General features: G+C 62.0%; 17 protein-coding genes and 2 tRNA genes. 15 read left to right on the top strand and 4 right to left on the bottom strand.

The window, feature by feature from the left end; all coding sequences use genetic code 11:
• Positions 1-99 precede the first annotated feature (99 nt).
• From ACE10Z_RS25460 to ACE10Z_RS25430, 7 genes are all read left to right on the top strand, one after another.
• Positions 100-441 carry a hypothetical protein gene (locus ACE10Z_RS25460; RefSeq protein ID WP_375783214.1) on the top strand — a complete coding sequence of 114 codons (342 nt, stop codon included), beginning with the start codon at positions 100-102 and terminating at the stop codon, positions 439-441.
• 385 nt (positions 442-826) lie between these two features.
• A tRNA-Glu gene (locus ACE10Z_RS25455) sits at positions 827-901 on the top strand.
• Between the two features lie 85 nt (positions 902-986).
• A complete protein-coding gene (locus ACE10Z_RS25450; RefSeq protein WP_375783213.1) occupies positions 987-1,973 on the top strand; it encodes a DUF6538 domain-containing protein in 987 nt (328 codons plus the stop codon).
• Between the two features lie 84 nt (positions 1,974-2,057).
• Positions 2,058-2,198, top strand: coding sequence for a hypothetical protein (locus tag ACE10Z_RS25445; RefSeq protein WP_375783212.1), 141 nt, complete (start codon positions 2,058-2,060; stop codon positions 2,196-2,198).
• A gap of 1,097 nt (positions 2,199-3,295) precedes the next feature.
• A complete protein-coding gene (locus tag ACE10Z_RS25440) occupies positions 3,296-3,763 on the top strand; it encodes a nuclear transport factor 2 family protein (protein WP_375783211.1) in 468 nt (155 codons plus the stop codon).
• A 459-nt stretch (positions 3,764-4,222) separates the two neighbouring features.
• Positions 4,223-4,480, top strand: coding sequence for a PilZ domain-containing protein (locus tag ACE10Z_RS25435; protein ID WP_375783210.1), 258 nt, complete (start codon positions 4,223-4,225; stop codon positions 4,478-4,480).
• 157 nt (positions 4,481-4,637) lie between these two features.
• On the top strand, positions 4,638-4,883 hold the full coding sequence (locus ACE10Z_RS25430; RefSeq protein ID WP_375783209.1) for a hypothetical protein: 246 nt from the start codon (positions 4,638-4,640) through the stop codon (positions 4,881-4,883).
• A gap of 12 nt (positions 4,884-4,895) precedes the next feature.
• Here the strand turns inward: ACE10Z_RS25430 and ACE10Z_RS25425 are convergent, their stop codons facing one another.
• The 3 genes from ACE10Z_RS25425 to ACE10Z_RS25415 form a co-directional block, all read right to left on the bottom strand.
• The gene (locus tag ACE10Z_RS25425) at positions 4,896-5,537 is read right to left on the bottom strand and encodes a glutathione S-transferase family protein (RefSeq protein WP_375789919.1); all 642 of its coding nucleotides are present in this window, start codon (positions 5,535-5,537) and stop codon (positions 4,896-4,898) included.
• Between the two features lie 345 nt (positions 5,538-5,882).
• Positions 5,883-6,335: a VOC family protein gene (locus tag ACE10Z_RS25420; RefSeq protein ID WP_375783208.1), complete on the bottom strand. Its 453-nt coding sequence runs from the start codon at positions 6,333-6,335 to the stop codon at positions 5,883-5,885.
• Positions 6,336-7,116: 781 nt separating this feature from the next.
• A complete protein-coding gene (locus tag ACE10Z_RS25415; protein WP_375783207.1) occupies positions 7,117-7,290 on the bottom strand; it encodes a hypothetical protein in 174 nt (57 codons plus the stop codon).
• Between the two features lie 167 nt (positions 7,291-7,457).
• Between ACE10Z_RS25415 and ACE10Z_RS25410 the strand changes: the two genes are divergently transcribed.
• The 3 genes from ACE10Z_RS25410 (at position 7,458) to ACE10Z_RS25400 (ending at position 8,825) form a co-directional block, all read left to right on the top strand.
• Entirely contained in the window at positions 7,458-7,805 is a 348-nt protein-coding gene (locus ACE10Z_RS25410; protein WP_375783206.1) for a GrlR family regulatory protein, read from the top strand.
• 244 nt (positions 7,806-8,049) lie between these two features.
• On the top strand, positions 8,050-8,235 hold the full coding sequence (locus tag ACE10Z_RS25405; RefSeq protein ID WP_375783205.1) for a hypothetical protein: 186 nt from the start codon (positions 8,050-8,052) through the stop codon (positions 8,233-8,235).
• Positions 8,236-8,552: 317 nt separating this feature from the next.
• A complete protein-coding gene (locus ACE10Z_RS25400) occupies positions 8,553-8,825 on the top strand; it encodes a hypothetical protein (RefSeq protein WP_375783204.1) in 273 nt (90 codons plus the stop codon).
• Positions 8,826-8,972: 147 nt separating this feature from the next.
• Here the strand turns inward: ACE10Z_RS25400 and ACE10Z_RS25395 are convergent, their stop codons facing one another.
• The gene (locus tag ACE10Z_RS25395; protein ID WP_171947559.1) at positions 8,973-9,134 is read right to left on the bottom strand and encodes a hypothetical protein; all 162 of its coding nucleotides are present in this window, start codon (positions 9,132-9,134) and stop codon (positions 8,973-8,975) included.
• A gap of 266 nt (positions 9,135-9,400) precedes the next feature.
• Here ACE10Z_RS25395 and ACE10Z_RS25390 point away from each other — a divergent pair, with 266 nt between their 5' ends.
• From ACE10Z_RS25390 to ACE10Z_RS25370, 5 genes are all read left to right on the top strand, one after another.
• On the top strand, positions 9,401-10,162 hold the full coding sequence (locus tag ACE10Z_RS25390) for an NAD-dependent deacetylase (RefSeq protein WP_375783203.1): 762 nt from the start codon (positions 9,401-9,403) through the stop codon (positions 10,160-10,162).
• A 212-nt stretch (positions 10,163-10,374) separates the two neighbouring features.
• The gene (locus ACE10Z_RS25385) at positions 10,375-11,037 is read left to right on the top strand and encodes a cold-shock protein (RefSeq protein ID WP_375783202.1); all 663 of its coding nucleotides are present in this window, start codon (positions 10,375-10,377) and stop codon (positions 11,035-11,037) included.
• Between the two features lie 122 nt (positions 11,038-11,159).
• Positions 11,160-11,639, top strand: coding sequence for a DUF192 domain-containing protein (locus ACE10Z_RS25380; RefSeq protein ID WP_375783201.1), 480 nt, complete (start codon positions 11,160-11,162; stop codon positions 11,637-11,639).
• 115 nt (positions 11,640-11,754) lie between these two features.
• Positions 11,755-11,831 (top strand) — tRNA-Pro (locus ACE10Z_RS25375).
• Between the two features lie 877 nt (positions 11,832-12,708).
• Positions 12,709-13,485 (top strand): cyclase family protein, encoded by a 777-nt coding sequence (locus ACE10Z_RS25370; protein ID WP_375783200.1) that lies wholly within the window; start codon positions 12,709-12,711, stop codon positions 13,483-13,485.
• The last annotated feature ends 209 nt before the right edge of the window (positions 13,486-13,694 follow it).

Raw genomic sequence — 13,694 nt, 5'->3', positions numbered from 1 at the left:
TTGGATGCGACGGAACAATCAGGGTGAACGATTTCTTAGCGGTTCTGCTCTTAGTTCGCAGAACTGATGTCGCGGTACGAATAGCGTGTGAGTGTGATCATGTCTGCATTCAGGAACTGGGCTCGCAAGGCCGCTGTGCTGTTTCTTCCGATCGCGCTCGGCGCCTGCGCGCAATACTCGCAGCAATACAGCATGACGGCTCCGTCGCCGGGAACAGGTCCGTTGGCCTGGGATGGCGCCGGGCAGGATCCCAATCAGCCGCAGCCGCGACGCCATGCGCGGAATGCGTCACCCGCGGCGGCAGAGACGCAACTGTCGGAAGAGGATGCCGACAACCGGTTGGCGCGCAAGCTCGTGATCTGCAGCACCTGCATCAAGCAGAAGCCGGCGGTGGCGGCGGCGCAGCCGACCGATCGTCAGGACGTCGCCAGCAATCACTAGCGGCCTGCGCGGAGCGCGCTGTTGCCGTCCGGCGTACAGGCCTTAGTTAGGCCACGATGTCGTTCGATGCGCAGGCCCATGTCGTTCCGAAAACTCATTGTTCCCGCCATCGTCGTCGCGCTTGCCGCCGCCATCCTGATTCATGGGGGCGGTTCGCGGGCCCATGCGCATGTGCCATCGCATTGCGGCTTCTGGACCTCGATCGAGGCCGGATTGTCGTGCAGGTAATCTCCCGTAGGTGGTCTGGGCGGCAGTCCGGGAAAACCGTTCTGAACGCTTGCCCGTCCGGCCAATCGCCACTATACGTTCGCCCGTCGCGGCCGGTCGCAGGTCACGGCCAGTACGGCATATCTCACGTCTAACGTATTGATTTGCCGGGAGTTTTGCTCCCTTCGTCTATCGGTTAGGACGCCACCCTTTCACGGTGGAGAGAGCGGTTCGATTCCGCTAGGGAGCGCCAGCTTCACGTAAGCTGTTGTTATTCCTACAAGCCCTTGCTAGACAACGACTTCTCGGCCGCCTCTGGTACAGCGAGGTGGTACAGAATGGCTCTCAGCATGGCCCGTCCGTGGCGGCATCCAAAGACCGGCGTCTATTACTTCCGGAAGGCGGTTCCAAAGGACCTCCGAGATCACCTCGGCAACGCGTGGGAGCGCAAGCAATCCCTCGAAACCAAGGACCAAGCCGAGGCACGCCGTAAGCACACTGAAGTGGCCGCTCAGGTCGAACGGGAGTGGACCGAGCTTCGGCGACGCATCGCCACTCCACCTCTCGCCGAGCTGGACGCGGCCATCATCAAGCGCGCTGGCGAGGCCTACTTCGCGTATCTGTTGGAAGAGGACGACGACAGGCGCCTGGCCGGCTTCATGCAGTCCGACATCCTGCCCGAGGAGCCTACACCGACCTTCGAGGAATACGCCGACAGCCAAGCCGAGTTTGAGGCGGACGCCCGGAATGGGTGGGCGAGGGGTGAGGTCGACGTGTTCTATATGAGCGAGGTCGACGAGGTCTTGTCATGGCCAGAGTTTAGATTGCGCCTCGCCCCAACATCCCCGAGCCGCAAGCTCATTGCCAGAGAGCTGCAGGCCGCTGTCATTCGAGCGGGGAAGGTCAAGCAACAGCGCAACGAAGGTGAACCCGTAGAGACACCTCCGTACCCCTCAGTTGCACCACAGAGAGCGCAGACCGGGGAGGACACCCTACGTGCTGCCTTCGAGGGCTGGAAGAAGGAGCGAGACCGTCCTGAAGGCACCGTGCACGAGTACAACCGCGCCGTGGAGATGTTCATCCAGTTGCACGGTAATCTGCAGCTTGTCGACCTGAGACGTTCGCACGCGCGCACGTTCCGCGAGGAGCTTCAGATGGTGCCCAAGGTGCGCAGAGGGGCGCTGTTGAAGGCGTCGTTGCCCGAGCTGAGCGAGTACGGCCGCGCACATCCCTCGGTCGCCCACAAAGCTGACGGCTTCACAGTGGGCCATGATGAGTTCCTCAAACTCGTCGTCAACTGTCCGCACATAGATGCCCCTAACTGACTCTTGGTAGGCATCCTCCGCAGAGCCTGAGTACCGTCTTTCGCATCGTCCGGGGTTTCGTGCCCTGTAGGCAGGGTCGTTGATGTGCGCTTCACAATCGGCAACGCGAGCCTCCCGCTCGGCGAGACCCTGCCGTATCACTTCGATATTCTGATCGCGACGCTGTTTGACAGATCGCTGCGCGGTCTCGTGCAATTCCCGCAGAGCGTCGTCAGACAGGGTTGAGACTCGATAAGCTCGCATTGCCGCCTTGTCGGCAATTTTGAAATTGGGCGCCACGTAGAGCGCGCAAGCCAAAGCCGCAGCGACCAGCGCTCCTGTCGTCAACAATAGCGTAGGCCGCATGATGCGCCTTTACTCCAGTCCCTCTCGGGGGATGTGTAAGAGTCGCTGTCGCTCCGCGTCTCTTCAACTTTAGTTCGTGGCGGCCTGAGCTAGGTGACCCTTGCCGAGGGTACAGCGTGCTGGTACAGAAGCGACGCGGTAGCCGAGAAATTCTGCTGTTAAATCAAGGGCAAGTAGCGTTCCCCACGCCCTCCGCTAGGGAGCGCCATCGGCGCATGGCTTGGGGTTGTTTTCCTTGACTTTCGGAATAACCAGGCCGCGCGACAAGCGCGCTGAGGAGTTGGTGCCGGCCAATCCCGGCAAGCCCGACCGCGCTATCCGTGATATGCTGCGTCGTCCCTTGCGCGAAGGCCGGGTCGATGAAGATCCCCACGAGCGAAGTGATCATCACCGCCGCCCTGGTGGTGCTGTTCGCGCTCGTGCTGTGGTTTGGCGTTATGCTTTGACTGCTGAGCAAACCGCGCGGGATCTCGGCTGACGCTGGACAAAACTCACCATACCAGCGGCCTGATCGAACCTTTGCAGGATCGGGGTGACGAGCTTCAAATTGGGCAGTGCGGCGATGCCGTCGCGGTAGCCCGGCCCAATGAAATACGATCTTCTGTATTTCCGTCTTTCTTTGCTTTGGGTGGCAGTCGTGGCCGCAGCGCTCCTGTACATCATGTTCGCATAGGGACGCCCCGCACGATAACGAGCCGAGAAAAAATCCGGCGTGGGGGACGCGCGTGGGGGCTCAGCTCGCCGTGAGATCGGGACGCCTAGCCTTTCAAAAGCAGCGGTGTTACGCTCGTGTCCTATTCACTAATTCATTTTTCGCTTTGTTGACGTCTGTGGCTGGTGTCTGCCGCACAGGCCATCGTGAACTCGGAATAGTTGCGACCTTTCTTCCCTCTTGAAAAGATTGTTCCAACGGTGCGCCTCGCGATGAGGCGTACACTGGAGCAATTCCGCTCCGACCGACAATGAGGGGAAATTTTATGTTGAAAGCATTTTTCGCCTCCGCATCACTGGTGACCTTGGCGCTGGCGACGCCAACCCACGCGCAGGACGCGAAGCAGGACGCTGAGAAACTCGCTGTCGCCTACCAAGATTGTGTCGGTAAGCACGATGCCGCATGCGTCGCGTCGCTCTATTCTAAGGACGGCGTCCAGATCAATCCGGGTGGCGTATTCTCCGACCTCAAGAGCACCTACGAGAACAATTTTAAGAACGGCACAGATCACATCGTGATTAGGGTCAATCACGTCCAGGCGCTCAGCAATGACCTAGTTGTGGCCGATGGAGATACCGACATCTTCATCAAGAACGACAAGGGCGAAACCAAAAAGGTGACGATGTTCTGGTCGGTCATGGACGTCCGGGAAGACGGCCAAATGAAGATCCGCATGCTGACCGCTGGCATGAAGCCTCCTCCGGCCAAGGAAGCCAACGCCGACAAGCAGTAAAGGCGACCGATGCCGTGCTTCCGCGCGGCATCGGGTCTCAAATATGCGATCGGCGTCTCTCATCGATCGGCGGGATGGCGGTTGGTGGCGGGGAGGGGATTGCCGGTCACGGGCAAACCTTCCTCGGCAGGAACGCAGGCAGCTCGATTACATCTTCCACCATGATCGCGATCATCGGCGGTTTGGGCGTAGCCGGTGGAACGTCTTGCAAGTCAATGCCGGGGTTTTCACCCAAGGTTTCCGCTATCGTATTGATTTCGTTAGATTCGCCCTGGTTCGCCAGGGAGCGCCATCGGCGCCAAACCGGAAATCCAGCAGACTCAACGAATTATCGCGCAGGCGAACGCCTTGGCATGCGGTTCGGCTCACTGTGAACAACGGCACAATCACTGCAATCCGCCGATCTTTCGCAACTCTTTGGTAAGCCCGCGGCGATACGGCTGAGCCGGGGATGATGTGATGGCTTTGGGATCCAAGAAGCGCGAAACGCGCAAATCGCTGCGGCAATCCGGCTGGATCACGCTCGACGGCGGATTCGCCGCGCGGCCCTGCGTGGTCGAGGACATTTCCGCGTCGGGCGCAAAAATCACCGTGCAGGACAACAACACGCTGCCGGCCAAGCTGCGGCTGGCGTTTTCGCGCGACGCCCGCACCGGGCGCGCCTGCGAAGTGGTCTGGCGCGAGGGCAAGACGTTCGGCGTCAGATTCGTGCGTTAGAGCATGATCCGGAAAAGTGGAAACCGGTTTTCCCTCGCGACAAACGCGCAGCGTTTGCGCGGAGATCATGCTTCGAAAGAAGAGCTGGTTCATGATGCGATTCCTCCCAATCGCATCATGAACTAGCCTGATCTCGCCGCGCGCGATAAAAGGCCGGATGCGCAAGACCTGCTTCGCCGTCATCGCCGTCCTGGTTCCCGCCGCTGCGTTCGCGCAAGCCGGCGACCGCCGCAATTTCCAGACGCCGCCCGATGCCGGCAAAGCCCTGCCGTCGAAATCCGCGACGCGGAGCAATCCCTGCTCTTCGTACGGACCGGGCTTCGTCAAGGTCGAGGGCTCCGACACCTGCGTGAGGTTGGGTGGCGCCATCAGTGTCGGTGCGGGGGTGTCCAGCGGACGCTGAGCGGCTTGCCGCTCACGACATCGGCGGCGCGACGATGCGCACGAAGGCTGGCCGCTGCGCGATCTCGGCGAACCAGCGCTCGAGATGAGGCAGCTTCGGCTTCGTCACGCCCTCGACACCGAACCAGCGCCGCGCAAAAGCGCCGAGCGCGATGTCGGCGATCGTGAACTGATCGCCCTCGACGTAGCGGCGGCTTGCAAGCTGCGCCTCGACGACGCGCCACACCAGGCCCGCGGCATCGGCGTCCTTCTGGCTCTGAACCATGTCGCGCTTGTCCGGCGCCGTGCGGACCAGTCCCCAGAACAGCGGGCGCTCGACCGGTTGCAGCGTCGACAGCGTCCAGTCGAGCCACCGGTCAACGGCGGCGCGCGCCTTCGGCGCCTGCGGATAGACCGGCGAACTCTGGCCGTAGGCCATGCAGAGATAGCGCATTACCGAATTGGATTCCCACAGCACATAGTCGCCGTCGACCAGCGTCGGGACGCGGCCATTCGGATTCATCGCGAGATAGTCCGCCTGATCGTTCTTGCCGAATTGCATCCCGGCATCGATGCGATGATAGGGGACGTCGAGCTCGGCGAGGCACCAGAGCACCTTCTGCACATTGACCGAATTTGGCCGGCCCCAGATCGTCAGTTGCGGCTTGCTGTCCATCACGCGTTTCTTTCCGCTGTTGTGCTTTGCGCGCGTTCTAGCCGAACCGTCGGGGAAAAGCGCGGGGTGAATCGTACCGAGCGCAAAAAAGAGGCTCCGCCGCGGTGCGGCAGAGCCTCGTCGATTTCAGTCAAAGCGCGGTCAGTGACCGAACAGCAACCACAGCACGATGATCACCGGGATCGGCACACCCAACAGCCAAAGCAAAAGTCCTTTTCCCATCTCCTCGCCTCCTCGCATTCGTGTGAGGAGGCAACGTCAACCAAAGCGCCATGTTCCTCGCGATCGCTCCGCGCTTCACCGAGGGAGAAACGCGGATTAGGAACGTGCGCGCGTGCGCGGCGTTTACCAGTGCCCGGTGTTCGGCATCGAGGCCCATGGTTCGGCCGGCGCCTTCGGATCGCCCTTCTGCAGGATCTCGATCGAATGCAGGTCGGGCGAACGCACGAACGCCATGTTGCCGTCGCGCGGCGGACGATTGATGGTGACGCCCATCTTCATCAGCTTCTCGCAGGTCGCGTAGATGTCGTCGACCTCGTAGGCGAGATGGCCGAAATGGCGGTCCTCGCCGTATTTCTCCTCGTCCCAATTGTAGGTCAATTCGACCAGCGGCGCGCCGCGGGTCTGCGGCTGCGACTTGAGCAGATGGAGGTCTTCCTCCGCGCAGAGAAACACCAGCGTGAAGCGGCCCTTGTCATTGTCGATGCGGCGCACTTCCTTCAGTCCCAGCGCGTCCTGATAGAATTTCATCGCGACATCGAGATTGCGGACGCGCAGCATGGTGTGCAGATAGCGCATTTTCTTGTCCTCCTGGGAATTCAGAGATTTTGTTTTGGCTCGGGCGAGACGCGCCAAGAAATAGCAGCAAAACGCGGCGCGGGGCAGGGGCTTGGACGACTTTTGCCGACCGTCCGGGGCGGTTGCATTTCAAGCTTTCGCGAGCCTTCGCACTGAGCGACCGACAACACGCTCACGCAGTGCGCGATGCGTGAAAGCCCCGCCCAGGAAAATTCTGGAACGGGGCTTTCGTGGTCGAGCCTTGGAGGCACGGCCCTCTATCTCATCGAATGCCCGTCACCGCCAATCAAGGACGCGCGAGGTTGGACCTCCTCTAAAGCAAAACCCCGCGAGTGCTCTCGCGAGGTCTGATGCAAGCCGGCCTTGGGGAGATCGTGCCGGCAAACCAGCCATCTCACGGTGCGCGCGGCGGCAGGTTCCAGCATCCCGAAAATAGAAAGCCCCGCAGGCTGGATGCGGGGCTTTCCCAGTTGACGGACTGGGGATCTCTCAGGGCGTGAGCCGTCAACTGTTGGGGTCCAAACTTAAGGTTGAATTTATAAAATGCAACAGCGCCGCGTAGACGGAATATGCTCGTCCCACAGCGCTGCGCCAAACGCTGGGCCCTGAAATCCCCCAGCGCATTTATGTCTTGGCACCGCGCAAAAGGTTCAAGGGAAAGACCCGCGAGGCTGCGGCGGCGCCCAAGGGCGGCCGGGCGGCGGGTCTCGGATCACGCAGGATGGGCGCGGGCGCGCGCCGGCACGTGTGCAATGCAAGCGCCTCAAGGCTGGTTGCGATCTCACACCTTGATGTCGAGAAGGGTCTCGACGGCATCGCGGTCGGCCTTGTTCTTGGCGGCGAAGACGTCGAGCACATCCTCGCTGATGATGCGCGGTTGCTCCTTCGCCGTTTGATCGACGACGAGCTGCACTCTGGCTTGCGTCACTTCGACAGGTACGGGGTAAACGAGCATGGCTCCCTCCCTCCGGCCGTCGAACCCTGTCAGGGCTTTCTTAATGAATTGTAAGCGCTTGAACCCGCGCTTGCGGCCCGAATCAGCGGCAGGGCGGTATCGGGCCGCTCGCCTGCCGCCCTGCTTGGAGCCATACTGCGGGCCGCTGGGACGGGACGGCGCGATCGATGAGGAACGGGCTCTATTCGATCCATATCCATATGATGGACGGCGTGCGGGGCCGCGACAGCGGCGTCCTGATCCTGCGCGATGGTCTGCTGGTCGGCGGCGGGCCGTATTTCTGGTCGATCGGGGCCTACACGGCCGGCGAGGGTACCTGGAAGGGGCATCTCAGGACCAACCAGCATTCTCCGTTGTCCGATCCGTTCGCCCGGCCGCTGTTCGCAGGACAAGAGGTGACGAGCGGCTTCTCCGGCACCTTCAGCGGTGACGAGGCCGAGGTGTTCGGGACCGTGCTGGTTGGAACCCGCAGCCTGAGCTTCCGGGCAACCCTGAAAAGGCTGGCGGACGCCTGATTGCGGCGGGGCTGTGGACGAGTGCGCAGCAAGCGCCGGAGCTTGTTGAGCAAACGGACTTGCTGCGGCTGTGGATTTGCTGCGGACAAGCGCGGGATATCGTTGTGGATGATGGCGCGGCGGCCAGTGGAGGCATCCTGGCGGCGCCTTACCGGGCCACCGCTAACCCTACCGGGTTAGGTTAAGGGCGGCATCGCGTTGTCACCACCTGTGATTGCGGTAGGGATGGTTGCAGGTGACAGCCATGACGCCATCGTTCCATAGCGCTGACAGACCGACCCACCGGCGCGTGATGGTGGTGGGCTTGCTGTTCTGTTCCGCCTTTGTGACGATCAGCTTCTGGCTTCGGCCGCAGCCCGAGAGTGGCAAGGTGCTCGTGAAGGCGGACCGGCTGGTCCGCACGGCGGGAGAGGCACGGAAATCAAACTAGAGAAATCAAACTGGAATTGACAAGCTGGGCTGCGTCCCGGCGCTCAGTCCGGCAGCTTCCCGTTCGGGTGCTTGTGATACATCGCGATGCCGATAAAGCCGGCAAAGCCCATCACATTCAGCAGCAGTTCCATCCACGCCGGCATCGATGCCAACCTCGCTCATCGGCAACCTAATCATTGAGGTTGTGTTTTTGTTCCAGCGCTAACCGATGGTAGCTTTGCGCTAGCGCATGGCTGCGGAACCCGAACAGGCGTTTTGCTGCAACCATCCCATTGCGCCCGCGTTGGTCGACATAACCACGTGAGGAGGTTGGCCATGAAAAAAACATTGGCAGTTTTGGCGACGGTTGCGACGGTGGGCGCAACGATGGTCAGCGCGCCGGCGCAGGCGCGCGGTATCGGCCCCGGCCTGGCATTCGGTTTGGCCGCCGGTGCGCTCGCCGCGGGCGCGGCTGGCGCGTATTACGGCCCACGCTATTACGGGCCCGGCTACGGTTATTATGGCCCGCGCTACGGCTACTACGACGACGGATACGCCTACTATCGCGGTCCGTACTACCGGCACCATTACTACCGCCATTATTGGTAACGGAGATCCGCCCGGAGCACATCGCTCCGGGCTTTCTCGATTGCGCCTCATGGCGCGATCGCGTGCGAGTACGCGCATCAACGGCAGCTTCCGGCATCATCGGACCGTGAGCGCTCGCTCGGCGCGACGTCAGGCGCGCTCCTGCGATCAAGCACTCTTGCGCTGCAATCCGCTCCAGACATTGCCGAGCGTGTTGTCGTAGTATTCCTGGCGATCGCGCTCGAACTTCTGCTGCGTCGCCCGGAAGCTGGCAACGCGTGCGACGATCTCTTCGCGCTCGCGCGCGGCACTGTCCTTCTGATCGGCCATCGCCCATCCTCTTCGTCGTGGTCCTATCCCGCCGCGCATTGGCATCAGTGAATTGGGCGTCAATGCGGAGCAGGCTTTGCAGGATTGTGATGAAGCCAAGGCAGCAGAAGAGGCAGCAGAAGGGCGACGAAGCTGATGCGACGGCGGAGCAGGTCGCCAACGCAACCCGATCGCGGCGGCCTCACCACCGATCGCTCGCGTCATGGTTGAGCTCGCAATCGCTCCGACCATGCTATAGTCGCGGCCGGTCAACCGGATCATTCCCAGTGATTGCAAAAGATCTGCGCAGCGGCGTCGAGCAGCTCGGCAACATGATTGCCGAGGCATCGTCGATCGTGCCCTTTACCGGGGCGGGTATCTCCACCGAGTGCGGCATTCCCGATTTCCGCTCGCCTGGCGGGCTGTGGACGCGCAACCGGCCGATCCCGTTCGACGAGTTCGTGGCCAGTCAGGAGGCGCGCGACGAGTCATGGCGCCGGCGCTTCGCGATGGAACCGACATTTGCGGCCGCCAAGCCCGGGCGCGGGCATCGCGCGCTCGCGTCGCTCTACCGGGCCGGCAAGGTTCCCGGCATCATCACCCAAAATATCGACAATCTGCATCAGGCGTCGGGCTTCAAGGCCGATGACGTCATCGAGTTGCACGGCAATACCACCTACGCCCGCTGCATCGGTTGCGGCAAGGATTACGACCTCGCGTGGGTGAAGTTGCACTTCGACAAGATCGGTGGTGCGCCCGACTGCGCGGAGTGCGGCGACCCGGTGAAGACCGCGACGATCTCGTTCGGGCAGTCGATGCCCGAGGATGCGATGCGTCGCGCGGCGGAACTTGCAAGGCATTGCGACCTGTTCCTTGCGATCGGCTCATCGCTGGTGGTATGGCCCGCTGCGGGCTTTCCGATGATGGCGAAGGAGAGCGGCGCGCGGCTCGTGATCATCAACAACGAGCAGACCGATCAGGACGACATCGCCGACCTGGTGATCCGGCATGACATCGGCGACACGCTTGGTCCGTTCGTAGGCAATTGACGCCTGATTGATTCGCGGCTGTGCAAGCCTGTTCATAGTTCCCGCGAGAATCGTTTTTTAGCTATGCCCGGCAAGCGGGAGTGTTATCTTTTGGTTGAGAGATTCGCGCAGCGTCCAGGTGAGTTGTCCAAGTGAGTTGGTCATGGAAAGCAGCGTGTACAGGGTGCGCCGCAACGTCGGCGCTCTGCATTTGATGTGTGGGGTCCGGGGTCATGGGGTCGGACGGATTTGAGTCCAAGAAGCTCGGCGGACCGCCGTTAGGCGGAGTTGGGCAAAGCAGGATTGCACAAGGCGAGTACGGCAGCGCGCCGCGCGATCCTGCGATCGATGCCTTCTCCGGTCTCGGCGACACGGCGGCGAACCTCGTCGAAGTCTCCGGCGTCATCAAATGGTTCGACGCCTCGAAAGGCTACGGCTTCATCGTCCCCGACAATGGCTGGCCCGACATCCTGCTGCACGTGACGGTGCTGCGGCGCGACGGCCATCAGACCGCCTATGAGGGCGCGCGGCTCGTCGTCGAATGCGTGCAGCGCGCGAAGGGCTACCAGGCCTTCCGCATCGTCTCGATGGACGAGTCGACTGCGATCCATCCGGCGCAGATGCTGCCGCCGCGAACCCACGTCACCGTGACCGCGACCAGCGGGCTCGAGCGTGCACAGGTCAAGTGGTTCAACCGGCTGCGCGGCTTCGGCTTCGTGACTTGCGGGGAGGGCACGCCCGACATCTTCGTGCACATGGAGACGCTGCGCCGTTTCGGCATGACCGAGCTGCGCCCCGGCCAGTATGTGCTGGTGCGGTTCGGGCCCGGCTCCAAGGGCATGATGGCCGCCGAGATCCATCCGGAGACCGGCCCCTCGGCGCTGTCGTCGCACTGAGCCCCGAGCAGGACTCCCTGACGCAAACGTGAGCCGCCGGCGAGCCTTCAGGGCTCTGGCATTTGCCGCAATCATCGGGTTAGGGTCCGCCGGAAAATGTTCTCCGGTGTGAGTATTTGTCGATGAATTTCGTTCGCATGGTTGGGCGCCTTCACCCGCAACTGCTGGCCTGCCTCGTCGTCATGCTGGGTGTGCTGCTGGCGCCGGCCGCGCAGGCCGCCAGCGTCCAGCCGCTCGAGATCGTCACCAAGTCAGGCGTGCATGTCTTCTCCGTCGAAATGGCGACCACCGAGCAGGAGAAGGAGACCGGCCTGATGTACCGGAAGGAGCTCGCGGACGGCAAAGGCATGCTGTTCGACTTCACGCCGGAGCAGGAAGTGTCGATGTGGATGAAGAACACCTACATCTCGCTCGACATGATCTTCATCCGCGCCGACGGGCGCATCCTGCGCATCGCCGAAAACACGGAGCCGATGTCGACCAAGATCATTCCGTCGCGGGGGCTCGCCAGGGGCGTCCTCGAGGTGATCGCCGGCACCGCGCAGAAATACGGCATCCAGCCCGGCGACCGGGTCGGCCACCCGCTGTTCGGCGGCCACTAGCGTTTTGAGGCGACTGCGGGGACGGAAACCGCTGCCGATTTCGCCGCGGCAAGCCCGCACCGGTGCCTTGCTGGCGCTGGCTGAAGCGTGTATCCACGGGGCTTCTCGGAAATATCGGGGTATAGCGCAGCCTGGTAGCGCGGCAGTTTTGGGTACTGCAGGTCGTTGGTTCGAATCCAGCTGCCCCGACCATATAAATCAAAGACTTCCCAGATTTTGCGTTTGGGAAGAGCATGGAAGGAAGAGGGCGGCGTTTTGGACAAAGTCCGGCGGCGAAATGCTCTCGCTGACCAGGCTTGCCAACGTGTGGGATCCGAACCAGCAGGTGGTTAGCGACCGGCACGTCGCGACGCTCCGCTAATCCACAGGTCGCGCTCAGTTGGTATCCTGAAATGGCAAGCGCGGGGCCCCCACGGTCCGCTCCTCGCTACTTCAGCCGTCCGGGAGCTGACCAGATCAACGAGCCGGCGGGTTGTAGCGATCCAAGATCACGGTTCTTGAGCCTCTCTCCGGCGGTCGCGAGATGGCGTCGTCGAATTTGTGATAGCGGTCGAACTGCTGCTGCTCATCGCGCAGATGTGGCGCTTCGGCGGACGAGGAAGCTCTATTTGCACCGTTCCAGTGATCAAATCCCGACACGACGCAACCCCGTCTTTGATTCAGATGCAGGTTGGTTAGCATCGTTGTAAGGGTATCTCTGTATCGTCGTGGCAACACCACCAGCAATCCGCCCGACATGAGGACACGGATTGTTTCTGTGGCTCTCTGTGCGTGAACAGCGTTCTGGCACGGCTACCAAGTTTTGGCCGGGATTGTCTTGCGTGACGCAACAACGCCGCCTGGACGGAATATGGATCGCCCAGACGGCGTCGCCGAATACTGGGCCCTGAAATCCCCAGTGCCCATGGGTCGTCCGCGCGGGAAATAGGTTCAACGTCGCGGCGCCTTGCCGCCGCTATCGCAAGAGGGGCAGAGCGTGACCTGATCCCGAGCGGATGTGGCTTGCCGATGGTGCGCGCGGACTGGCAGGTTGGCTCAGCCTGACAAGACCAATCCGCGAGGAGGCACCATGGCGCGCAGACTGATCGATATCTCGGTTCCCTTGCAGAACGACGTTCCGGCCGATCCTCCGGGCAATCACCCGACCATCCAGTATATCGACCATCAGCAAGGGCTGCCGCGCATGCTGCAGTTCTTCGATGGGTTGAAGGCTGCGGATCTGCCTGACGGGCAGGGCTGGGCCGTCGAGCAGGTCTCGCTCTCGACACACAACGGAACGCATCTCGATGCGCCCTGGCATTTCCATCCGACCATGAACCGCGGCGAACGATCGTGGACCATCGATGAGGTGCCGCTGGAATGGTGCTTTCAGCCGGGCGTAAAGCTCGACTTCCGGCATCTGCCTGACGGCTACGTCGCGACCGCAGGCGATGTCGAAGCCGAGCTGAAGCGCATCGGCCACACGCTGTCGCCGCTCGAGATCGTCGTCGTCAACACCAGCGCCGGCGCGAAGTATGGCCAGCCGGATTACGTCAATTCGGGTTGCGGCATGGGCTATGAAGCGACGATGTATCTGCTCGAGCGCGGTGTACGGCTGACCGGCATCGACGGCTGGAGTTGGGATGCGCCGTTCGTCTTCACCGCGAAGAGATATGCCGAGACCAGGGACGCCAGCCTGATCTGGGAGGGCCACAAGGCCGGGCGGCACATCGGCTACTGCCACATCGAGAAGCTGCACAATCTCGAGCAATTGCCGTCGACCGGGTTCATGGTGTCGTGCTTCCCGGTGAAGATCGAGCGGGCGTCGGCGGGATGGACGAGGGCGGTCGCGATCCTTGACGATTAGGGCGCGTCGGGGCTGTTTTCACCCAGTTCGGGAACCGGTGGACTGGCTGTGCATAACGGCGGGTTGTTGCGGCATGGCTACAGCCAGAGGCAGCCGAATCTGCTCTCATGCACGTCGTAGATGCATTGGGTGATCGGGCCGGCGGCTCGTCCTCGCGTCCCGATTTCTGAAGCGTTCTCTCCCGTGACTAGAGCCCCGGCGTCTCCCGG

It is taken from the genome of Bradyrhizobium sp. Pha-3 (assembly GCF_042258615.1).
GTDB lineage: Bacteria > Pseudomonadota > Alphaproteobacteria > Rhizobiales > Xanthobacteraceae > Bradyrhizobium.
Note: the sequence above shows the minus strand (reverse complement) of the source record. Positions and strands in the feature narration are given on the sequence as shown.